General features: G+C 70.4%; 19 protein-coding genes and 1 pseudogene. 9 read left to right on the top strand and 11 right to left on the bottom strand.

From position 1 onward, the window contains the following. Nucleotides 1–123: 123 nt before the first annotated feature. The gene (locus tag CS062_RS22015; protein WP_099863696.1) at nt 124–1,425 is read right to left on the bottom strand and encodes a UDP-N-acetylglucosamine 1-carboxyvinyltransferase; all 1,302 of its coding nucleotides are present in this window, start codon (nt 1,423–1,425) and stop codon (nt 124–126) included. 230 nt (nt 1,426–1,655) lie between these two features. Between CS062_RS22015 and CS062_RS22020 the strand changes: the two genes are divergently transcribed. Beyond that, nucleotides 1,656–2,729 carry an RDD family protein gene (locus tag CS062_RS22020; RefSeq protein WP_158238885.1) on the top strand — a complete coding sequence of 358 codons (1,074 nt, stop codon included), beginning with the start codon at nt 1,656–1,658 and terminating at the stop codon, nt 2,727–2,729. A gap of 165 nt (nt 2,730–2,894) precedes the next feature. Here the strand turns inward: CS062_RS22020 and trhO are convergent, their stop codons facing one another. Further along, entirely contained in the window at nt 2,895–3,716 is an 822-nt protein-coding gene (gene trhO, locus CS062_RS22025) for an oxygen-dependent tRNA uridine(34) hydroxylase TrhO (RefSeq protein ID WP_099863699.1), read from the bottom strand. Nucleotides 3,717–3,852: 136 nt separating this feature from the next. Between trhO and asd the strand changes: the two genes are divergently transcribed. The 4 genes from asd (at nt 3,853) to CS062_RS22045 (ending at nt 8,401) form a co-directional block, all read left to right on the top strand. Further along, complete coding sequence (gene asd, locus CS062_RS22030) at nt 3,853–4,701, top strand: archaetidylserine decarboxylase (RefSeq protein WP_199174318.1); 849 nt, start codon at nt 3,853–3,855, stop codon at nt 4,699–4,701. Between the two features lie 65 nt (nt 4,702–4,766). Further along, nucleotides 4,767–6,086, top strand: a complete 1,320-nt coding sequence (locus CS062_RS22035; protein WP_099863702.1) for a tryptophan--tRNA ligase — start codon at nt 4,767–4,769, stop codon at nt 6,084–6,086. A 172-nt stretch (nt 6,087–6,258) separates the two neighbouring features. Next, complete coding sequence (locus CS062_RS22040; RefSeq protein ID WP_099863703.1) at nt 6,259–7,962, top strand: AMP-binding protein; 1,704 nt, start codon at nt 6,259–6,261, stop codon at nt 7,960–7,962. Between the two features lie 34 nt (nt 7,963–7,996). After that, nucleotides 7,997–8,401 carry a YkvA family protein gene (locus CS062_RS22045; RefSeq protein ID WP_099863705.1) on the top strand — a complete coding sequence of 135 codons (405 nt, stop codon included), beginning with the start codon at nt 7,997–7,999 and terminating at the stop codon, nt 8,399–8,401. 18 nt (nt 8,402–8,419) lie between these two features. Here CS062_RS22045 and CS062_RS22050 read toward each other — a convergent pair whose 3' ends face one another. Together CS062_RS22050 and CS062_RS22055 are read right to left on the bottom strand one after the other, a co-directional pair. Then, a complete protein-coding gene (locus CS062_RS22050) occupies nt 8,420–9,316 on the bottom strand; it encodes a LysR family transcriptional regulator (RefSeq protein WP_368372868.1) in 897 nt (298 codons plus the stop codon). A gap of 401 nt (nt 9,317–9,717) precedes the next feature. Then, complete coding sequence (locus tag CS062_RS22055; protein WP_233218206.1) at nt 9,718–10,041, bottom strand: DUF4148 domain-containing protein; 324 nt, start codon at nt 10,039–10,041, stop codon at nt 9,718–9,720. A gap of 466 nt (nt 10,042–10,507) precedes the next feature. On the opposite strand from CS062_RS22055, the gene CS062_RS22060 reads away from it, so the two are divergent. Beyond that, entirely contained in the window at nt 10,508–11,854 is a 1,347-nt protein-coding gene (locus tag CS062_RS22060; protein WP_199174319.1) for an MFS family transporter, read from the top strand. Nucleotides 11,855–11,923: 69 nt separating this feature from the next. Here the strand turns inward: CS062_RS22060 and CS062_RS22065 are convergent, their stop codons facing one another. The 5 genes from CS062_RS22065 to CS062_RS22085 form a co-directional block, all read right to left on the bottom strand. Next, nucleotides 11,924–13,567 (bottom strand): SulP family inorganic anion transporter, encoded by a 1,644-nt coding sequence (locus CS062_RS22065; RefSeq protein ID WP_099863710.1) that lies wholly within the window; start codon nt 13,565–13,567, stop codon nt 11,924–11,926. A 71-nt stretch (nt 13,568–13,638) separates the two neighbouring features. Then, nucleotides 13,639–14,424: an aldose epimerase family protein gene (locus tag CS062_RS22070; RefSeq protein ID WP_099863712.1), complete on the bottom strand. Its 786-nt coding sequence runs from the start codon at nt 14,422–14,424 to the stop codon at nt 13,639–13,641. A 139-nt stretch (nt 14,425–14,563) separates the two neighbouring features. Continuing rightward, entirely contained in the window at nt 14,564–15,700 is a 1,137-nt protein-coding gene (locus CS062_RS22075; protein ID WP_158238887.1) for an HD-GYP domain-containing protein, read from the bottom strand. A 202-nt stretch (nt 15,701–15,902) separates the two neighbouring features. After that, complete coding sequence (locus CS062_RS22080; RefSeq protein WP_099863716.1) at nt 15,903–16,997, bottom strand: alkene reductase; 1,095 nt, start codon at nt 16,995–16,997, stop codon at nt 15,903–15,905. A gap of 52 nt (nt 16,998–17,049) precedes the next feature. Further along, the gene (locus CS062_RS22085) at nt 17,050–17,751 is read right to left on the bottom strand and encodes an SDR family oxidoreductase (protein ID WP_099863718.1); all 702 of its coding nucleotides are present in this window, start codon (nt 17,749–17,751) and stop codon (nt 17,050–17,052) included. Between the two features lie 96 nt (nt 17,752–17,847). Here CS062_RS22085 and CS062_RS22090 point away from each other — a divergent pair, with 96 nt between their 5' ends. Next, complete coding sequence (locus CS062_RS22090; protein WP_099863729.1) at nt 17,848–18,759, top strand: LysR family transcriptional regulator; 912 nt, start codon at nt 17,848–17,850, stop codon at nt 18,757–18,759. Between the two features lie 3 nt (nt 18,760–18,762). Here the strand turns inward: CS062_RS22090 and CS062_RS22095 are convergent, their stop codons facing one another. Further along, complete coding sequence (locus tag CS062_RS22095) at nt 18,763–19,638, bottom strand: alpha/beta fold hydrolase (protein ID WP_099863720.1); 876 nt, start codon at nt 19,636–19,638, stop codon at nt 18,763–18,765. Nucleotides 19,639–19,795: 157 nt separating this feature from the next. On the opposite strand from CS062_RS22095, the gene CS062_RS22100 reads away from it, so the two are divergent. Beyond that, nucleotides 19,796–20,716, top strand: a complete 921-nt coding sequence (locus CS062_RS22100; RefSeq protein WP_099863723.1) for a LysR family transcriptional regulator — start codon at nt 19,796–19,798, stop codon at nt 20,714–20,716. Here the strand turns inward: CS062_RS22100 and CS062_RS22105 are convergent. Beyond that, on the bottom strand, nt 20,646–21,143 hold the full coding sequence (locus tag CS062_RS22105; RefSeq protein WP_099863724.1) for a Cd(II)/Pb(II)-responsive transcriptional regulator: 498 nt from the start codon (nt 21,141–21,143) through the stop codon (nt 20,646–20,648). The genes CS062_RS22100 and CS062_RS22105 overlap by 71 nt on opposite strands. Nucleotides 21,144–21,200: 57 nt before the next feature. Between CS062_RS22105 and CS062_RS26350 the strand changes: the two are divergent. After that, nucleotides 21,201–21,688: pseudogene (locus CS062_RS26350) on the top strand (heavy metal translocating P-type ATPase); the annotation flags it as partial.

Consider the following 21,688-nt stretch of genomic DNA (forward strand, 5'->3'; position numbering starts at 1 on the left):
GCGGCGGCATGTCCTGCACCAGCCAGCGCAGCACCGGCGGGGCGGCGGTGGCGGCCGGTGTCGCGCCCGGTGGCGTCGTCTGCGCGGCGGCGGTCGCCGCCGTCAGGATCAGCCAGGCGGCGATCAGTCGCCTTCGACCCATTCCACCTTGGCGCCGAGGCGGGTGATGTTCTCGGCGAACTGCGGATGCGCGCGACGGACCGGCGTCGCATTGCGGATGACCGACTTGCCGGGGATGCTGGCCGCCACCATCAGCAGCGCGATCGCGACGCGGATGATGTACGGGCTCTCGACCTCGGCCGGGCTCAGCGTCTTGCCGCCGAAGGTCACCATCCGGTGCGGGTCCGACAGGAAGGCATGGGCGCCGAACTTGGACAGCTCGGTGGTCCAGCCCATCGCGCCGTCGTAGACCTTGTTCCAGAACATCACGCTGCCCTCGGCCTTGACGCCCAGCGCGACGAAGATCGGCAGCAGGTCCACCGGCAGGTAGGGCCAGGGCGCCGCCTCGACCTTCTGCAGGATGTTGCGGGTGAAGGGCTCCTTGACCTTGAGCTTGCCGTCGACGATGGAGCGCGACCAGCCGTCCTCGTGAACGATCTGGACACCGAACTTGGCGAAGGTGCGGTCGATCAGCGGGAACTGCTCGGGGTGCGAGTTCTTCACCCTCACGTCGCCGCCGGTGATGGCGCCCAGCGCGAGGAAGGTCACGATCTCGTGGAAGTCCTCGGCGAAGGTGAACTCGCCGCCGCCGAGTTCCTTGACGCCGTGGATGGTCAGGCGCGAGGTGCCCAGGCCCTCGAGCTTGGCGCCCAGCATCTGCATGAACTGGCAGAACTCCTGCACATGCGGCTCGCTGGCCGCGTTCATCAGCGTCGAGGTGCCGTGCGCCAGCGCGGCGCAGAGCACGAAGTTCTCGGTCGTGGTGACCGAGGCGTAGTCGGTCCAGTGGTCATTGGCGGTGAGCTGGCCCTGGACCTGCAGCAGCAGGCCGTCGGCGGCGCGGTCGACATGGGCGCCGAAGCGCTCGAACACCTCGACATGCGGATCGATCTCGCGCGCGCCCAGCGTGCAGCCCTTGACGTCGTCCTCGATCCGCGCGGCGCCGAAGCGCGCCATCAGGCCCGGCACCAGCATGATCGACGAGCGCATCTCCTCGGGCAGGTGGTCCTTGGCCGCGTCGAAGTGGGTGTCCTGGTGGTGCAGGTCCAGCACGCCGCTCTTGAAGTCCACCGCGACATGGCTGCCGAGCTTGCGGAAGACCTCGAGGATCTTCTTGACGTCGGTGATTTCCGGCACGCCGTGCAGCCGCACCGGCTCGCGGGTCAGCAGCGTCGCGCACAGGATGGGCAGGACGGCGTTCTTGTTGGCCGAGGGAACGATGCGGCCCTTCAGGGGCGAGCCGCCGTGGACGATGAGATTGGACATGGCCTGGCGCGGAGCGCGCGGTGGGAATCGGTGGGCGAGCGCGAATTATCGGGGGTCGTTCGATGGCCCGGCGCCCGGTCGGGACATGGGGCGACATCTTGCAACGCGGCCGGGCCGTCCGCCAGCGCGCGTCCCTTCCGGCGGCGGAGGAAAGCTTCCGCGCGCCCCGGGCGGCGCTAGGGGAAGTCATGGGCCTTCGGGCCAGGTCCCGCTCGCGACAATGCCGGCCCATGACCACGCCCGTCGATCCGTCCCCGTCGGCTGCCGCCCCGGCGCTGCCCGACAGCCCGGCGCCTGTTCCGCTGCCCGTCTCTGGCGGCTCCGCCGCTGCCGCCACGGCCGCCCCTGTTCCCGGGCGCGCCGCCCAGGCCGCCGGCGAGGTGCCGCAGGATCCGCGCGACTGGATCACGCCCGAGGACCTCAACGTCGCGCCCGCGCTGCTGGGCCTGCCGCTGGCGTCACCGTGGCAGCGTGCCAAGGCGATGGCGGTCGACGTGACCCTGGTGACGGTCCTCTCCAACTTCGGCAACACGCCGCTGCTGGCCGGGTTCTGCTGGATCGCCTGGCGCTGGCACAAGCACCAGCGCGCCTCCCGCGGCGAGCTGCGGGCGGACAGCGGCTGGCTCGGCTGGGCGCCGGCGCTGTGCCTGGTCGCGTTCGGGCTGTACTCCAGCACGATGGAGCACATCGACGAGCCGACGAAGCAGGCGCGCCGCGAGGCTGTCGCCGCAGCCTCGACGGATCGCAGCGACCGCCACGACGACGAGTCGGACGACGCCGGCGCCGAGACGAAGGACCTGGTGAAGGCGGCGGTCGCGGCGGCGGCCTCGGCCGCGAGCGCGGGCGAGCTGGACCTCGCGCGACTCGAGCACGATCGGGAGCTGCAGCGCAAGGCGGACCGGGTGCGCATCAAGGCGTTGCAGGAGGAGGTCCGCAAGCTCAAGGACGAGGCCAAGCGCTCGCCGATCGAGAAGCTGCGGCACTGGTGGGAGCTGGTGGGCCTGAACCTGGCCTGGGCCTTCGCCTATTTCGTCGCTTTCCCGCTGATCTGGCCGGGCCAGACGCCGGGCAAGAAGCTGATGGGGCTGCGCATCGTCGAGCTCACCGGCAAGCCGCTCAAGCCGATGCTCTGCGTGCGCCGCTATGGTGGCTATGCGGCCGGCGCCACCACCGGCGGCATGGGCTTCCTGCAGATCCTGTGGGACGCGAACCGCCAGGGCCTGCACGACAAGGCCGCCCACACCGCGGTCATCGACATCCGCAACCCGCGCCGCCTGCGCCTGACGGAAGACCTCACCGGCTGAACCCGAAGGCACCCCAGCGCCAGCCGGACGCCAAGGCCCGGCGTCAGCGAGCGCCTGTGGGGCCGGAACGATGCGGGGGGTTCATGGACGTGATGCCCCCCGCGTCGTGGAGTGCCCGCGCCTGGCCTCCCGAAGTCTCTCCGGACGAAGTCCCTGTCGAACCGCTCACCCCTGCGGATCGAGCCGCTTCGCCCTCGCCAACCGCCAGGCCTCGGCCGGATCGTCGCCGTAGACCTCTTCGGCCGTCGTGGCGGTCTCCCGGCGATGGGTATCGATCGCGATGCGTTTGTCGAAGACGAAGCACTCGCCGCGCCAATCCTGGTCGGCATCGGGCATCTGCTCGAAGTAGTTGAGGATGCCGCCGTCGAGTTGTCGCACCGTCAGGCCGCGCGCGCTCATCCAGCCGGACATCTTTTCGCAGCGGATTCCGCCGGTGCAGTACATCGCGACGGTCTTGCCCTCGCGGACCCAGGTGTCGGCGTGGGCCTCGACGTAGGTGGGGAAGTCGCGGAAGTGCCGGACGCCGGGGTCGATGGCGCCATCGAAGTGACCGAGCGCGAATTCGAAGTGGTTGCGGTTGTCGAGGACGACGACATCGTCGCGCCGGATCAGCTCCCGCCATTCGCTGGGCGACACATGGGTATCGCGGGGGTCGGCCAGGCCGGTGACGCCGTCCAGTCCGAAGGCCACCAGCTCCGGCTTCTCGTGCACCTTGAGCAGCGTGAACGGCCGCGTGGTGCAGAAGCTGCGCTTGAAGTGGAGGTCGGCGAAAGGCGGCTCGGCGCGCAGGCCGGCCTCATAGGCTTCGAGCGCCGGCACCGGACCGCCGAGCGCGCCGGTGATGCCTTCCGGCGCCAGCAACAGGTTGCCGCCGACCGCGTTCCCCAGCGTCTGGTTGAGGTCGCGCAGGCGCTGGGCCAGCGCGGACGTGTCGTCCAGGCGGACGAACTTGTAGAACGAGCTGTGCTGGTGCTCGGGGGCGGACATCGGGGGAGCCAGAAGAGGGGAAACCGCGATGGTACCGGGGCGGGCGTGCCGCCCGGGACCAACCCGGGTGCGGGACCGTTCCTTGCCCGCCTAGAATCCGCCACCCTTTTTCCCGCCCTTGCCGGGGCCCACCGCCGTGTCCGATCGCCTTGCCGTCCTGCCTCAATACCTGATGCCCAAGCTGGCCATGACGCGGCTGGCCGGGCGCCTGGCGAGTGCGGAACTGGGCGGCTTCACGACCTGGACCATCCGGCGCTTCATCGACCGCTACGGCGTGAACATGGCCGAGGCGGCCGAGTCCGACCCGGCGGCCTATGCCAGCTTCAACGAGTTCTTCACCCGCGCGCTCAAGCCGGGCGCCCGCCCGCTGGCGGATGCGCCGCTGATCTGCCCGGTGGATGGCGCCATCAGCCAGTTCGGCCCGATCCGCGCGGACCAGATTTTCCAGGCCAAGGGCCACCAGTACTCGACGGCGGCACTGCTCGGCGGCGACCAGCACCTGGCCGCGCAATTCCGTGACGGCCACTTCGCGACGGTCTACCTGAGCCCGCGCGACTACCACCGCATCCACATGCCTTGCGCCGGCCGCCTGGTGCGCATGGTGCATGTGCCGGGCGACCTGTTCTCGGTGAACCCGACGACCGCCCGGGGCGTGCCCGGCCTGTTCGCGCGCAACGAGCGCGTCGTCTGTCTCTTCGAGGGCGAGCACGGCCCGTGGGTGCTGGTGCTGGTGGGGGCGACGATCGTCGGCTCGATGGCCACGGTCTGGCATGGCGTCGTCAATCCGCCGCGGCCGGGCCGCCCGCGCACCTGGCATTACGAGAACGAGCATTTCAGCTACGCGCAGGGCGCGGAGATGGGCCGCTTCCTGCTCGGGTCCACCGTGGTGATGCTGTTCCCGAAGGATCTGCCATTGCGCTTCAACGCCCACTGGCAGCCGGGCGGCGCGGTGCGACTGGGCGAGCCGATGGCGACCTTCGGCTGAGCGCCGACAGGCCCGCGCCTTTGCGGGACAATCGCCGCCTTGCGAAACGACGGCGACGAGCTCCCATGACCCTGCGTGTCCTGACCGGCATCACCACCACCGGCACTCTGCACCTCGGCAACTATGTCGGCGCGGTGCGTCGCGCCATCGCGGCCAGCCGCGAGCCTGGCGTCGAGAGCTTCTTCTTCATGGCCGACTATCACGCGCTGATCAAGTGCGACGAGCCGGCCCGCATCGAGGCCTCGCGCCTGCAGATCGCCGCCACCTGGCTGGCCGCCGGCCTGGACACGAGCCGGGTCGTGTTCTACCGCCAGAGCGACATCCCCGAGATCCCCGAGCTGACCTGGCTACTGACCTGCGTCACCTCCAAGGGCCAGATGAACCGCGCGCATGCCTACAAGGCGTCGGTCGACGCCAATGTCGCCGCGGGCGAGGACCCGGATGCCGGCATCACGATGGGCCTGTACAGCTACCCGATCCTGATGGCCGCGGACATCCTGATGTTCAACGCCCACCGCGTGCCGGTGGGCAAGGACCAGGTCCAGCACATCGAGATGGCGCGCGACGTCGCTCAGCGCTTCAACCATCTCTTCGGCGGCGGCCAGGACTTCTTCGTCCTGCCCGAGGCGAGCATCGACGAGGAGATGGAGCTGCTGCCCGGCCTGGACGGTCGCAAGATGTCCAAGAGCTACGACAACGTCATCCCGCTGTTCGAAGGCGGCGCGAAGGCGCTGCGCGAGGCGATCTCCCGGATCGTCACCGACTCGCGCCTGCCCGGCGAGCCCAAGGAGACCGAGGGCTCGCACCTGGTCCAGATCTACGACGCGTTCGCGACGCCGGCGCAGCGCCAGGCCTTCCGCGCGGCGCTGCACGGCGGCCTGTCCTGGGGCGAAGCCAAGGAGCAGCTGTTCGCGCTGATCGACGCCGAGATCGGCCCGATGCGCGCCCGGTATGACGCGCTGATGGCCAATCCGGAGAAGATCGAGGAGATCCTGATGGCTGGCGCCCAGCGGGCCCGTGCGATCGCGGCGCCGCTCCTGGCGCGCGCCCGCGAGTCGGTCGGCCTGCGCCGCTTCCAGCCGCTGGCCGCGCCGGTCGCGCAGGCGGTCAAGGCGAAGTCGACGGTGCCGGCCTTCAAGCAGTACCGGGAGGCCGACGGGCTCTTCTACTTCAAGCTGCTGGCCGCCGACGGCACGCTGCTGCTGCAGAGCACCGGCCTGTCGCAAGGCAAGGAAGCCGGCCAGTGGGTCTCGCGTCTCAAGCGCGAAGGCGCCGCCGCCCTGGCCGAGGCGCCGGTCTCGCGTGAGGCCGGCGACGATGTGCTGCTGCCGGCGCTGGAGGCGCTCCTCGCCGCCGAGCAGGAAGCGGCCGCCGCCAAGGGCTGAGCGTGCGGCGGCGTCGACGCCTGCCGCCCCCGTGTCCAAAGGAAACCCTCGAGTAGGGTGCCAAGTCGATCACGATCATCGAAGAAACCCGCTCGTTGGCCAGCGCGGGCCGGCGTAGTCTCCGGCGCTGATTCCGTCCGGTTTCAGCACCATCACAACAAGGAGACCCCCGATGTCCACGACCCGCCTGCCGGCTGATTCCCTCGCGCTGCAACGCCTGTACGCCTGGGAGCTCGACACGCCGAACCGGGTCACGCTGCGCCAGCCGATGGGCGGCGGCGTCGTGAAGGACTTCACCTGGAAAGAGGTCGCGGACCAGGCCCGTCGCATGGCCGCCCATCTGAAAACGCTGGGCCTGGAGCAGGGTTGGGAACCGGGCGCGCGCATCGCGATCCTGTCCAAGAACTGCGCGTGGTGGCTGATGAGCGACCTGGCCATCTGGATGGCGGGCTATGTCAGCGTGCCGCTGTACCCGACGCTGGCCGCGGACACCGTCCACCAGATCCTCAGCCACAGCGAGTCCAGGCTGCTCTTCGTCGGCAAGCTCGACGGCTGGGAAGGCATGCGGCCCGGCGTGCCGCTGGGCCTGCCGTGCATCTCCTATCCGGTCTCGCCGGAGGACGCGCAGGACGCCTACGACCACTGGGACGCGATCTGCGCCGAGACGCCGCCGCTCAAGGGCAAGCCGACCCGCGGCGCCGACGAGCTGGCCACCATCATCTACACCTCCGGCACGACCGGCGCGCCCAAGGGCGTGATGCACTCGTTCGGCAACTTCGCCTGGGCCATCGGCTCGGGCCTGAAGCGCATCCCGCTGACCGAGTCCGACCGCATGCTGTCCTACCTGCCGCTGGCGCATGTGGTCGAGCGCGCGCTGGTCGAGCACGGCTGGCTGCACACCGGCATGACGGTCTACTTCGCCGAGAGCCTGGACACCTTCGCCGCCGACCTGCAGCGCGCGCGGCCGACCGTCTTCTTCTCGGTCCCGCGGCTGTGGACCAAGTTCCAGCAGGGCGTGCAGGCCAAGGTGCCGCAGCCCAAGCTCGAGCGGCTGCTCAAGCTGCCGATCATCGGCAAGCTGGTGCGCAAGAAGATCCTCAAGGCGCTGGGCCTGAACGAATGCAGGTTCGCCGCCGGCGGCGCGGCGCCGATGCCGGTCGCGCTGCTGAAGTGGTACCGCAGCCTCGGCCTGCCGATCAACGAGGGCTACGGCATGACCGAGAACCTGGCCTTGTCCCACATCACCGTGCCGGGCCAGGACCAGATCGGCAGCGTCGGCCCCGCCTACGACGGCGTGCAGACGCGCCTGGATCCGATCACCGGCGAGCTGCAGATGAAGAGCCAGGCGCTGATGCTGGGCTACTACAAGCAGCCCGAGCTGACCGCCGAGACGCTCACCGCCGACGGCTGGCTGCACACCGGCGACAAGGCGGAGATCTCCGACAAGGGCGCGCTCGCGGGCTGCGTGCGCATCACCGGTCGGGTGAAGGACCTGTTTAAGACCAGCAAGGGCAAGTACGTGTCGCCGGCGCCGATCGAGGACCGGCTGTCGACGCATCCCGCGATCGAGGCTTGCGCGGTGACCGGTGCCAACTTCTCGCAGCCGGTGGGCATCGCGATGCTGTCGCCCGAGGCCGCCGCGCGCGACCGCGGCGCGCTGGAGCAGGAACTGGCCGCGCACCTGGAGAAGGTCAATGCGCGCCTGGACCCGCATGAGCAGCTGGAATGCCTGATCGTGACGGCGACGCCGTGGACCGTCGACAACGGCCTGATCACGCCGACCTTCAAGGTGCGCCGCAACCGCGTCGACGAGGTCTACGGCCCGCGCCTGGAAAACTGGATCGGCCAGCGCCGGAAAGTCATCTGGGCCGACTGAGCCCCCCGCCGCCCGATGCGGGCATGATGCGCGGATGAAACGCGGATCCCTCAAGCGCTGGGCGGCCCTGCTCAAGGGCGAGCTGCTCACCGTCTTCTACGCGGCCCGCGATCCCGAGGCGCCCTGGCTGGCGCGCCTCGTCGCGATCGCGGTCGCCGCCTACGCGCTCAGCCCGATCGACCTGATCCCGGACTTCATCCCGGTGCTCGGCCTGCTCGACGACCTGATCCTGGTGCCGCTGGGCTTCTGGCTGGTGCTGCGCCTGATGCCGCCGGCGGTGATCGCCCGGGCACGGCAGCGGGCCGCCCAGCAGCGCGGCCGGCTGCCGCGCAACCTCAAGGTGGCTGCCGCGATCGTGGCGCTGTGGGTGCTGCTGCTGGTGCTGGTCGTCGTCTGGCTGGTGGGCCGCACCGGCGGCGCGTCGGCGGGCGCCGTCTGACGCCGCGTCGATCGCTCCTCAATCGGGTCCGAGGCCCTTCTTCGCCAGCGTCTCCGCCACCCACTCGATGAAGACGCGCATGCGCGCCGAGACATACCGGTTGGGCGAATAGACCAGGTAGACCGGCACCGCGTTGTGATGCCACTCGGGGAACAGCGGCACCAGTTCGCCGCTAGCGAGCTGCTCCTGCACCGCGTACCTGGCCAGCTGCACGACGCCCAGGCCGGCCAGTCCGGCCGCGACATAGGCGTTGCTGTCGTTGACGTCGAGCCGCCGGCGTCCCTCGATCTCGACGCGTTCGTCGCCGCGATGGAAGACGAAGGGGAACACCCGCCCGGTGCGCGACGAGAAGTAGCCCACCGCCTGGTGCGGCTCCCGGTCCAGGTCCTGCGGCGTCAGCGGCGTGCCGTGCTTCTGCAGATAGGCCGGCGAGGCGCAGGTGCAGAACTGGATCTGCCCGACCCGCCGGGCCACCAGCCCGGCATCCTGCACCGCGCCGACGCGGAGCACGAAATCGACGTTGTCGACCAGCAGGTCGATGGCGCGGTCGCTCACGCCCAGCGCGATCTGGATGTCGGGATAGCGGTCATGGAAGTCCGCCAGTGCCGGGATCAGGACCCGCGAGCCGGTAAGCGTCGTCACGTCCACCCGCAGACGACCGCGGGGCTTGCTCTGATCGTGGAGCATCCCCTGGTCGATGGCCTCCAGCTCGCTCAGCAGGGCCATGGTCCGCTCGTAATAGGCGGCGCCGTCCTGCGTCACGCTCACCTTGCGGGTGGTGCGCGTCAGCAGCTGCACCCGCAGCCGGGCTTCCAGCGCCTGCACCAGGCGCGTCAGGCTGGCCTTGGGCAGGTCCATCGAGTCGGCCGCCTTGGTGAAGCTGCCGGTTTCCACCACCCGGGCGAACGCCCGCATTTGCACGATCCGGTCCATCGACACCCTCGCTGTGGCGGCCCGGGGGACGGAGGACTGCTGGCGGGCCGACGGGCGATTCTCGGGGAATCCGCACGGTCGTGCGCGCTCCGTCTCGACATGGCCGTCCCCGCCCCGTTTCGGCGCAGCGGAGGCGAATATCGGACGAATATCTCTGAAGCCAAGTTCAATATCGACGGGCCTATCGACTTGAATACCGCTTCGACAAAAGAAAACCCCTCGGCGAGTAGTGACTCATCCGAGGGGGATATAGGCGGTCGGCGACGGACAGGAGGGTGGAGTGCGGAGAACCGCCGCCGACCAGGGCCGAAGCCCTTGACCCGGAAAAACGCTCTCAGGAATCTGTTGTTCGAGTTCTCTCAGGAGGGGACAGGAAACAGGTCTCAGCGGCCGGCGACGGCGGTGGCCGGGGCGCTGCCGCCGAACTTCTTCACCAGGGTCGCGTAGTACGGCGAGTTGCGCAGCTCGGCGTAGCGCGCCTTGGCGGCATCGCGGCGGGCGTTGTCGTAGCCGTAGGTTTCCGACTGCTCCACGGCGGCCAGGCCGGATTCGCGGTAGATCTCCAGGTCGGCCAGCACTTCGGCGCGGCTCACGGCGCTGGGCGTGTTGACCGGCTGGGTGTGGGGGTTGTCGTTGGCCATCGCACTGCCGGCCACCAGGGCGGCGGAAGCGAACAGCATGGAAGCGAGGATGTTCTTGGTGCTCATGATCTTTCCTTTCGGTTTTGGTCCCAGGGCGATCAGCGAAGGGGCACGGGGTGGAGGATTCGACCCGCCGAGTGCGTCTGGAATGCCACCGGACTTCTTTTGAAATCCACCGGTTGCCCGGAGGTTTCAGGTCGTCGCCTGGTGGAGATTTCCTGGAGCGGTTTCGATGTGTCGATGGGCTGAACTATGAGCGATAAGGGTTGACCCTTAAATCCATCTGTCTGCAACACTCCGTTGAAAAGATCGGAACAATCGATGCATCCGCCGGCGCGGGTCGATATTCCCGGGCGCAGATCGCGCGTCGTCCCTTGAAATGTGCAGCGTGGCGCATGTCGCTCGCGCCGGAAGGGAACCGTGCGGTTGCCGCTCGATGAGCGGGTCGGGCTACCCCGACTGCAGTGCGCGTGGCGTTCGGTGCGTCCGAACCGGACGTGAGGGAATTCCATCAGCGGAGTAGTCTGCCGGCATGACTGCCAAGACCCCTTCCCTGGCCGGTGGTGCGATGCCGCCGGCGTCCGGCCTGCCCGGGCACTACACGCCGCACGAGAAGCGCGATCGCATCCTGGCGATCGTCGGCGCCTCCTCCGGCAACCTGGTCGAGTGGTTCGACTTCTACGTCTACGCCTTCACCTCGATCTATTTCGCGCATGCCTTCTTCCCGAAGGGCGATCCGACCGTCCAACTGCTCAACACGGCCGGCGTGTTCGCGGCCGGCTTCCTGATGCGGCCGATCGGTGGTTGGCTGTTCGGCCGCATTGCCGACAAGCAGGGCCGCAAGACGGCCATGATGATCTCGGTCCTCATGATGTGCGGCGGCTCGCTGGTCATCGCCTTCATGCCGACCTACGAGACCATCGGCGTGATGGCGCCCACCCTGCTGCTGCTGGCACGGCTGTTCCAGGGCCTGTCGGTGGGCGGCGAGTACGGCACCAGCGCCACCTACATGAGCGAGGTGGCGCTGCGCGGACAGCGCGGCTTCTATGCGTCGTTCCAGTACGTGACGCTGATCGGCGGGCAGCTGCTGGCGGTGCTGGTGGTGGCGATCCTGGAGCAGACTCTGACCGACGCCCAGATGCACGCCTGGGGCTGGCGCATCCCGTTCGTGGCCGGCGCCGCCACCGCGGTGATCGCTTTCTACCTGCGCCGCTCGCTGGCCGAGACCGCCAAGGCCGACCAGCTCGAGCGCAAGGAAGCGGGCTCGATGCGGGAACTGTTCAGCAAGCACATGAAGCCGTTCCTGATCGTGCTGGGCTTCACCGCGGGCGGGTCGCTGGCCTTCTACACCTACACCACCTACATGCAGAAATACCTGGTGCTGAGCGTGGGCATGGACAAGAAGGTGGCCAGCACCGTGATGACCGGGGCGCTCTTCGTCTACATGTGCATGCAACCGCTGTTCGGAGCCCTGTCCGATCGCATCGGACGCCGCACCTCGATGCTGTGGTTCGGCCTGCTCGGCGCGCTGGGCACCTGGCCCATCCTGTCCGCGCTCAAGGGGGTGCACAGTCCCTATGCGGCCTTCGGGCTGATCATCGTGGCGATGGCGATCGTGTCGCTGTACACCTCCATCGGCGGCCTGATCAAGGCGGAGATGTTCCCGCCCGAGATCCGGGCGCTGGGCGTCGGCCTCTCCTATGCGATCGGCAATGCGATCTTCGGCGGCTCTGCCGAGTACGTCGCGCTCAGCCTCAAGGCGGCGAACATCGAGAGCGCGTTCTATGTCTACGTCTCGGTGATGTGCCTGTTCGCCTTCCTCGTCTGCTTCCTGATGCCCGATCCGCGCAGGCACGGGCATCTGAACGACGTGCATTGACAGCGGAAAGGGTGGCCCCCACCCCGACCTTCTCCCGCAAGCGGGGGAGGAGCGCCGGAGGAACCGGCGTCAGTCGCGGTCCTGCATGCCGAGATGGTGGGAGAGGTACAGGCGTCCGCGGAACCAGGACTCCCAGCCGCTGGCCTTGAGCCGGTCCAGCACCGGCCCCTTGACCTCGCTGAGGTCGAGGCGGCGGCCCTGGCGCTCCAGCGTCTCGTGCAGCTCCTTCAGCGCGCTCAGGCCGCTGAAGTCGATGGTGTTGACCGGCGACATCTGCAGCAGCACCCGCCGGGTCGTCGGGTGCGTGTCCAGGTGGGCCTGGACGACGTCGGCGAGGCTGCGGCCGTTCAGGAACAGCAGGCTCTCGTCGATGCGCAGGCCGAGCACCTCGGGGTCGAGCTCGACCTGGTGGCGCTCGACATTGCGGTAATGCTCGGTGCCCGCGATGCGGCCGATCAGGGCCACATGCGGTCGGGCGCTGCGCTGCAGCAGCAGCGCGATCGCACCAGCCACGCCCAGGCCCAGCGCGGCGGTGATGCCGACGAAGACCACCAGCAGCGTCACCGCCACCATCAGCAGCGCCTCGGCGCGCGCGTAGCGCCAGGCGTCGGCATAGGGTCCGAACTTCAGCCCGGACAGGACCGCCACCATGATGCTCGCGGCCAGCACCGGCTTGGGCACCCAGGCCAGCAACGGCGAGAGCGTCAGCAGCACCGCGCCCATCAGCGCGGCGACGAAGACGCCGGTCATGCGGGTGCGGCTGCCCGCATCGCTCATCAGCACGCTGCGCGAGAAGCTCGCCGCCGCCGGCATGCCACCGGACACCGCCGCCGCCAGGTTGGCCGCGGCCAGCCCCATCAGCTCGCGCCGCGCGTCGACACGCTGCCCGACCCGGCGGGCCAGCGATTCCGCGACCGCGAGGCTGGAGACATAGCCCAGCAGACCGATGAGCGCCGCGCCGGGCAGCATGGCGGTCCACAGCTCGGGATCGAGCCGCGGAGGCGTGAAGACCAGCGCCAGCGGCGGCAGCTCGCCGACCCGCGGCAGGCCCTGCGGATCGCAGGCCCAGGCGATGCCGATGCCGGCGAGCAGCACCGCCAGCGGCGCGATGCGCGAGATCAAGCCCTTGGGCAGGCGCCGCACCGCCACCAGCGTCAGCAGCGAGACGATGCCGAACAGCGCTGCGACACCGCGCCAGTCGAAGCCGTGGGCGCTCAGCGAGCGCCAGAGGTCCGGCAGCGTGCCGCCGCTGGCGGTCGAGCCGATCAGCACGGGCAGCTGACTGGCGGCGATGGCGATGGTGGCGCCGGATTCGAAGCCGTGCAGCACCGGCACCGACAGCAGCGCCGCCAGCGCATGCAGGCGCAGCAGCGCCGCGGCGGCGAGGAACAGCCCGACCTCGGCGGCCAATACCAGCGCGGCCTCGCTCGGGCTGACGCCGGCCGGCGCCAGCTGCAGCGTCTGCATGATCATCAGCGCCAGCACCGCGACCGGGCCGATGTTCAGGAAGGGACTGGAGCCCAGCGCCGCGTAGAACAGCGGCGGCAGCAGGCTGGCGTAGAGACCGACCTGCGGCGGCAGGCCGGCGAGCATCGCGTAGGCCAGGCTCTGCGGGATCAGGAGCACGCTGACCACCACGGCAGCGACGAGGTCGTCGCGCAAGGCATCGCGCAGGTAGGGCCGCAAGGCGGCAAGGGACGGCAACGGCGGCATGAACGGGGGAGGCCGCGGCAGCAGCGCGGCGCGCGGCAGTATAGGGGCCGGGCCGACCGGCGCCGCCGCGCTCAGAGGATCAGCGGCCCCGCGGACGGCGCCCTTGGCAGCGGTGGCAGGCGGGGCAGCAGCAGGTCCAGGCTCAGGCGCAGCGTCAGTTCCTCGCCCCGAGGCAGCGGCGCCAGTCGCGGCGCGTCGGCGGTCCACAGGCCCAGCTGGACCGAGCTGCGGGTCGGATGCCGCTCGAAGCGCAGCGCATCCAGCGGCGCGGCGGCGCGCGCCAGCACGATGCGACCGCCGGCACCGCTCAGCGAGGCGACGCCGCACCAGGGATCGCGCGACTCGACGCGGCCGCGCTCGATCCGCCGCACCAGGTCCATCGTGTCGTCCAGCCAGGCCGCGTCGGCGAAATCCTCCAGGAAATGCATCAGCCAGCCGAAGCGCGCCGGCAGCGGCATGCGGCTCAGGTTGCGCACCGACAAGGACCACTCCAGCCGATGCTCGTCCAGCCGCAAGGTCTGGCTCGCCTGGAAGCCCCAGGTGCCGGGCGCCGCGCGGCCGGGGTGCAGCATCAGCGTGACCTGGTCCGGCAACTGCTGGGTGACCTGCCAGGGCTGGTCGAAGGTCGCCGGGTCCGGCACCAGGGACGCCATGCCCTCGGGCACCTCCGTCGGCGCCTCCAGTCTGACCGCCGCGCCGCCCACCAGCGCGCCGCGCTCGCTGACCAGCGGCCGCAGCCACGGCTCCTGTCCGCCCGGTCGCGCCTGGCCCAGCCAGCGCAGGCGCCCGCCCCGGTCCGGCGCGACCACGGCCCGCCACGTCCCCGACTTCAGTTCCAGCTCGCGCCTCACATGCATCCCCCGTTGATCGAACGGGTCGCAGTCTGCGCGTGAGGGGGCGCCCCGGGGGCCACCCATAGGAAGGCAGCCCCCGACAGGTCTGACCCATCCGGGTGGGGCGAAAGCAAGAGTGAGCGGGTGCCGGGCGGGCGGCGCCTCAGGCGCCGGCGATCAGCGTCGCGATGCGCTCGTCAGACAGACGGATCGGCGAGGCGTGGACGGGCAGCAGGGCGACCACCGCATGGTCGTCGCGGCTGCTGTCGCGCAGCACCGGCGTGTGCCGGGGCTCGCCGTTGGCATTGGTCAAGGCGCTCACCATCGGGCGATGGGCCTTCTCGCCATTGCGCACGACCAGGCCCACTTCGCCGCTGGCCAGCCGCACCAGGCTCCCCGGCGGGAAGATGCCGAAGGCCTTGATCAGCGCCGCCGCCAGCGGACTTTGCGCCGCCATCTGGTGGAGTTCGCGACCCGCCTGCGCCGCGCTCATCGCCGGCCGGTTGGCGCGGCTGCTCAGGCGCGCGGTGTAGACGTCGGCGTAGCGCAGCATCTCGGCGAGCTCGCCGATGTCGCCGATGCCGTGCGGGTAGCCCCGTCCGTCCGGCGTCTCATGGTGCTGCAGCACGGCTTCCAGCCAGTCGTGGTCGTCGATGCCGGCGGCGCTCAGCATCTCGACGCTGCGGATCGGGTGCTCATGGATGGCGTCGCGCTGCATCGAGGTCAATGGCGACACCTGGCTGGACAGCCGCGCCTGCAGGTCCAGCATGCCGAGGTTCATCGTGAGCGCGGCCTGGAAGGCCCGGCGCTGGTCCTCCGGTCCCCAGCCGAGGTAGCGGGCCGCCGCCTGGCAGGCGGTCGCCGCGTGCAGGGAGTGCGTCACGCCGTAATGCCCGCTGCCCGTGCCCGGCTGGCGCACCACCTGCGCGAGTGCCACTTCGGGCGAGCTGTCGATCAGCGAGAGCAGCAGCGTCGTCGCGCCATCGAGCGCCTCGGCCATGCGGTCGGGCGAGGCGGACAGCGCATTGCGCACGTCCTGCATGCCGCGGTCCCATTCCTCGGGCAGGCGGTCGCGGAGGTAGGCGGCCGACCGGGCCGGATGCGGCTGCCGCATCGCCTCGGTCAGCTCGTGGACCTCCACCAGCGCGCCGCGGCTCATCAGCGCATGGAGCTGGGCCTCGTCGGCAATGACCTGCCCGCGCGCCAGCAGCAAGGTCCGGTCGGCGTCGCGCACGCTGAAGGCGAGCGGCTGGCCGAGGACGATGCGGTTCTTGACCGATGACAGTGAACAGACACGCATGGCGGGCGCGGTGAGCGGAGGGAGGGCCGACCGCGCTCGAATGTCTGAAAGTTGTAACGCGGGCGGCCCGGACTCTACATCGTCCATCTGGCCCCAGGCTGAAGCCCGGGGGCGTCTCCTCCCCCTGGCGGGCGTGGGAAGCGCCGACTCCGTCACGAATGAAGGACAGGCGACGGGGGGGCGCCGCCCGCCTGCCTGCCAGTCAGGTCGCGGTGATCGACGGGTAGTCGCTGTAGCCTGCCGCGCTGCCGCCGAACAGCGCCTGCCCGTCGAAGCTCGCCAGCGGCAGGCGGCCCGCGAGTCGGGCCGGCAAGTCCGGATTGGCGATGAACGGCCGCCCGAACGCGATCAGGTCGACCAGCCCCGACGCCAGCAGGGCCTGCGCTCGGGGGGCGTCATAGCGGCCCGCGACCATGATCCGGCCAGCGAAGGCCTCGCGCAGCGCGCGGCGGAAGTCGTCCGGGATCTGGGGGGCGTCGTCCCAGTCGGCCTCGGCCAGGTGGAGGTAGCCCACGCCGCGCCGCGACAGCTCGGTGGCGGCCGCGAGGATGGTCGGGATGATGTCCGGGCAGGCCATGTTGCGGGCGGTGATGTAAGGCGCGACGCGCACGCCGATGCGCTCGGGCGCGACCTCGGTGGCCACCGCGTCGACGACCTCCAGCAGGAAGCGCAGGCGATGCGCGCGTGGCCCGCCGTAGGCGTCGTCGCGATGGTTGGCGGTGGTGCGCAGGAACTGGTCGATCAGGTAGCCGTTGGCGGCATGGATCTCCACGCCGTCGAAGCCGGCGCGCATCGCATTGGCGGCGGCCCGGCGGAAGTCGTCGACGACCGCGCGGATGCCTTCGGTCGTCAGCGCCTGCGGCACCGGGCAGTCGACCATGCGGCCGACGCCGTCCTCGCCAGCGACCCAGACCTGCGCTTCGGGCGACAGCGCGGACGGCGCCACCGGCAGACCGCCGTCATGGAAGACCGGGTGCGACATCCGGCCCACATGCCACAGCTGCAGCACGATGCGGCCGCCGGCGCGCCGCACCGCGCGGGTCACGAGGCGCCAGCCCTCGACCTGCGCCTCGCTGTGGATGCCTGGCGTGAAGCTGTAACCCTGGCCCTGGGGCGAGATCTGCGTGGCCTCGCTGACGATGAGCGCGGCGCTGGCGCGCTGCGCGTAGTACTCGGCCATCAGCGCATTGGGCAGGTTGCCGGGCTGCGAGCTGCGCGCCCGGGTCATCGGCGCCATCACGATGCGGCTGGGCAGCGCCAGGGGGCCGAGGGCGATGGGAGTGAAGAGATCGGTCATGACGGGACGTCCTGGTGATGCGGGCCGGCGCGTCGCGACCGGCCGCGCGGGGTCATTGAATGAGCGCGCCGCCTTCGATGTCGATGACGGTGCCGGTGACGAAGGGGTTGTCGATCGCGAACAGGTAGCCGGCGGCGATGTCCGCAGGCCGGCCGACCCGTCCGGCGGGCAGCGTCGTCGCCGCCTTGGCCAGCATCAGCTCGCGGCTGTCGGGCGCCATGGCGGCGTACGCCTCGGTGTCGGTCAGGCCGGGGCTGACAACGTTGACGCGCAGCGGCGCCAGTTCGCGCGCCAGCACCTTGGCGACGGCCTCGATCGCGGCATTCATCGCGGTCTTGACGAAGGCGCCGGGCGTCGCGCGGCGGGCGAGGAAGCCCGACGTCAACGTCAAGGTGCCGCCCGGGCGCAGCCGGCCGGCCGCCGCGCGGGCCGTGGCGACGGCGCCCCAGAACTTCACGTCGAAGGCGGCCCGGGCGGCGCCAAGGTCGACGGCCGCGAGCGCGCCCCCGGGCGCCTGCGATCCGGCGGTGAAGACGACATGGTCCACCGGCCCGATTCCGGCGAGCAGGGCCTCGATGGCGGCTGGATCGGCGACATCCAGGCCGGTCGAGCGGCCGGCGACGATGACGCGACCGGGCCGGGCCCGCAGCGCGTCGGCGACCGCGCGACCGATGCCCGAAGTACCGCCGACGACGAGGCTGACGGTCTCGGAGGTGAAGGAAGGATCGGGGGTGGCAGGGAGGGAAGCATCCATGGCTGTTCCAGACTGTTTGATGGTTGTCAGTCTGGAACCGATGGAAAGGCGATTGAGCCCGCTCGCGATCGAAGCTTTTTCAAAGAAAATCGAATGATGACCCGGATCACCGATCTTGAACTGCTGGTGCGCATCGCCGATCTCGGCAACCTCACGGCGGCGGCCAAGGCGCTGGACTGGTCGCCGGCCGCGGCCAGCGCCGCGCTCAAGCGGATGGAGGAGCAGCTCGGTTTTCCCCTGTTCGTGCGCAGCACCCGCAGCCTGCGCCTGTCGGGCGAGGGCCAGCGCTACCTGCCGCACGCGCGGGCGGCGCTGCGCGCCTTGACCGACGGGCGGGACGAGGCGCTCGCCGGGCGCGAGGCGCTCAGCGGCGTGTTGCATCTGGCCGTGCCTTCGGACCTGGGCCGGCATGTGCTGTTGCCCTGGCTGGAACAGTTCCAGGAGCGCCATGCGGCGCTGACGCTGCGCCTGCAGATCGGCGATCCGCTGACGGACCTGCTGCGACGGCCGGTCGATGCCGCAGTGCGCTACGGACCGCCGGCCGGCAATGCGCAGGTCGCGCTGCCGCTGCTGCCGGATTGCCGCCGGGTGCTGGTCGCCGCGCCGCATTACCTGGCGCTGCACGGCATGCCGACCTCGCCCGAGGACATGGCGCGGCACGAGGCGCTGCGCTACCTGCGGGCGGGCGAGGTGCCCACGCACTGGCCGGTGCTGGTCGCCGGCGAGCCGGTGAACCTGCCCCTGGCCGGCCGACGCGTTGCCGACGACGGCGAGGTGGTCAAGCGCTGGGCGCTCGCCGGGCTGGGCATCGCCTACAAGTCCTGGCCGGACGTGGCCCAGGAACTCGCCAGCGGTCAGTTGGTCCACATCCATCCGCACTGGCGCGGCGACCCTGCGCCGCTCAATCTCATCCTGCCGGGCCGCGCGCAGCTGTCGCCGGCGTTGCGGCAGCTGCGGGACGAACTCCGCCGGCGGCTGGAGGAGTTCGCGCGATCAATGCCGCGCTGAGGCTCAGCCGAACATCGCGCGGATCTCCGCCGCCACCTGCGGCGCGTGCTCGTCGAGCACGAAGTGGCCGCCGTCCAGCCAGACCAGCTTCGCGTCCGGCAGGTCGTTCAGGTAGGCCCGCGCGCCGGGCGGGATGAAGATCGGATCGTGCTTGCCCCATGCGATCAGCGTCTTCGGACGATGACGCCGGAAGGCGGCCTGCCACTCGGGGTAGAGCGCGACGTTGGTCCGGTAGTTCTCCAGCAGGTCGAGGTTGGCGTCCTGCATGCCGGGGCGGTCCAGCAGCGCCTGGTCGATCAGCCAGTGGTCGGGGTCGATGCGCGCCGGGTCCTGGGCGCCGACCAGCCAGTGCCACTTCGTCCCTTCCAGGCTGATGAGGTGGCGCGCAGGGGCTTCGGTCGCCGGCGTGCGGGAGGCCCACAGCGGCTGCAGCACCGATTTGGCCTCCTCGCCCACGCCGTCCAGATATGCGTTGGCGTTCTGGATGATGAAGCCGGTCACCTGCTCCGGGCGCTGCTGGAAGAGGCGGAAACCGATCGGGCCGCCGTAGTCCTGCATGTAGAGCGTGTAGGCCCGCAGTCCCAGCAGGTCCACCAGGCCCGCGACATGCGCCGCCAGCTGGTCGAAGGTGTAGTCGAACTCCTTCGGGGAAGGCGCGTCCGAATGGCCGAAGCCGATGTAGTCCGGCGCGATCACATGGAAGCGGTCCGCCAGCAGCGGGATCAGCGGATTGAACATGCGGCTGCTGGTCGGCAGGCCGTGCAGCAGCAGCAGCGTCGGGGCGGCGGGGTCGCCGGCCTCGCGGTAGAAGACCTGGCGGCCGAGCACGGTGGCGGTGCGATGGAAGATCGCCGGGGCTGGGGAGTGGGCGGTGCTCATGACGGTTCCTTGGCGCCGTTCCCCGGGTCGGCGACCCGCGTCGGAAGGCATGGAACGCAGTCTCGTGATTCCCGGATTTCGAGGGAAGCCGCTACGATCGAGAGCAAGCCTCTCGAATTCTGGGAGGCTCCTCTCGCTGACCCCGACCCGCACCCGCATGGATCGATTCGACGCGATCGCGATGCTGATCGCCGCAGTGGACGCCGGCAGCCTGTCGAAGGCGAGCCGGCGCCTCGGATTGCCGCTGGCCACCGTCAGCCGCAAGGTGGCCGACCTGGAAAAGCACCTGCGCGCGGCACTGCTGATCCGCTCGGCCAAGGGGCTGGAGCTGACGGACGCCGGCCGCGCCTACGTGGAGGCGGCCAAGGCCATCCTGGAGCAGCTCCACGAAGCCGAGCGTGCCGCTGCCGGCGAGTACACCGAGCCCCGAGGCGACCTGATCATCACGGCGCCGGTGATGTTCGGCCGCCTGCATCTGCTGCCGACGGTGACCGGCTTCCTGGAGGCCTATCCGGATGTCGCCGTCGACCTGAAGCTCACCGACCGGATCACGCATTTCCTGGACGACCAGATCGACGTGGCGCTGCGCATCGGGGCCTTGCCGGACAGCGGCCTGATCGCGACGCGGGTCGGCGAGGTCCGGCATGTGGTCTGCGCGGCGCCGGCCTACCTCGCGACGCACGGAGCGCCCGCCACGCCGGACGAGCTGGCGCGGCATCGCGTGATCTCCTTCGAGAGCGTGTCCACCGGCGGCGCCTGGCCGTTCCGCCAAAACGGGGTGGCGCGGACGGGCGCGTTCCGCTCGCGGTTGAGCGTCAACACGATCGATGCGGCGCTCGACGCCGGCCGCGCTGGCGCCGGGCTGGTGCGGGCGCTGTCCTACCAGGTGAACGAGGACGTCCGCGCGGGGCGGCTGCGGCTGGTGCTCGAGGACTTCGAGGCCGCGCCGCGGCCGGTGCACCTGGTCTACGCGCCCCAAGGCCGGCTGCCCTTGAAGCTGCGCGCGTTCATCGACTTCGCGGTGCCGCGTCTGCGTGATCGGCTGACGCGGGCCGCGCTCCCGGCGACGCCGCCGTAGCGCCCGGGTGGCAGGCGCAGGCCTCGCCATGCGCGGCGGACACCAGTTCCTCGAGGATCCCGCAGGCATGGTGGTCGTGGTCGGCGTCGCAGCGCTTCTGCAGCGCAACCAGCTGGGCCTCGAGCGCCTGCATGCTCTTGAGCCGGGCGCGGACCTTGCCGAGTTGCGAGGCCACCAGCACGTCGACCTGCACCAGCGCCTCGGGATCGCGGGTGCCGAGGCTGTCGAGCAGCAGCGCCACGTCGGCCAGCGACATGTCCAACGCGCGGCAGTGCCGGATGAAGGCCAGCCGCTCCAGATGGGCATGGGCATAGTCGCGATAGCCGTTCTCGCTGCGCGCGGGCGGCGGCAGCAGACCGCTCTTCTCGTAGAAGCGGATGGTCTCGATGTCCACGCCGGTGGACCTGCTCAGTTCGCCGATTCGCATGCCGGTCAGGATAGCCGCTTGACCTTGGAGCGGCTACAGACTATCCAATCCACCCCCATGGCACATCAGGAACACGATCACCGTCCCGCCGCGCCCGAGGCCGCGGCGGCCTCCTGCGGCGGTTGCTGCGGTCACTCGGCGGCGCCGGCGCCCGCTCATCATGCCCGCCAGATCCACGAGCACGGACAGGGTCACAACCACGACCACGACCACGACCACGGTCACGGTCACGGTCACGGTCACGGTCACTCGCATGACCACGGCCACGCGCACGACCACGGCGACGTGGCGGTCGCGCGCGCGCCGCGGGTGTCGGCCGAGGCCCTCGCCGGCACGACGCGGCAGCGCTACTTCATCGCCGGCATGGATTGCCCGACCGAGGAGGGCCTGTTGCGCAAGCAGCTGCAGGGCAAGGACGGCGTGGTCGCCCTGGAGTTCGACCTGATCAACCGCCTGCTCGACGTCCATCACCGCCTGCCGGACGACGCGCCGCTGCGCGCGGCGATCGCGGCGGCCGGCATGAGCCCGCAAGCCATCGACACCGC

Source organism: Roseateles chitinivorans, from assembly GCF_002761755.1.
Lineage (GTDB): Bacteria > Pseudomonadota > Gammaproteobacteria > Burkholderiales > Burkholderiaceae_C > Roseateles > Roseateles chitinivorans.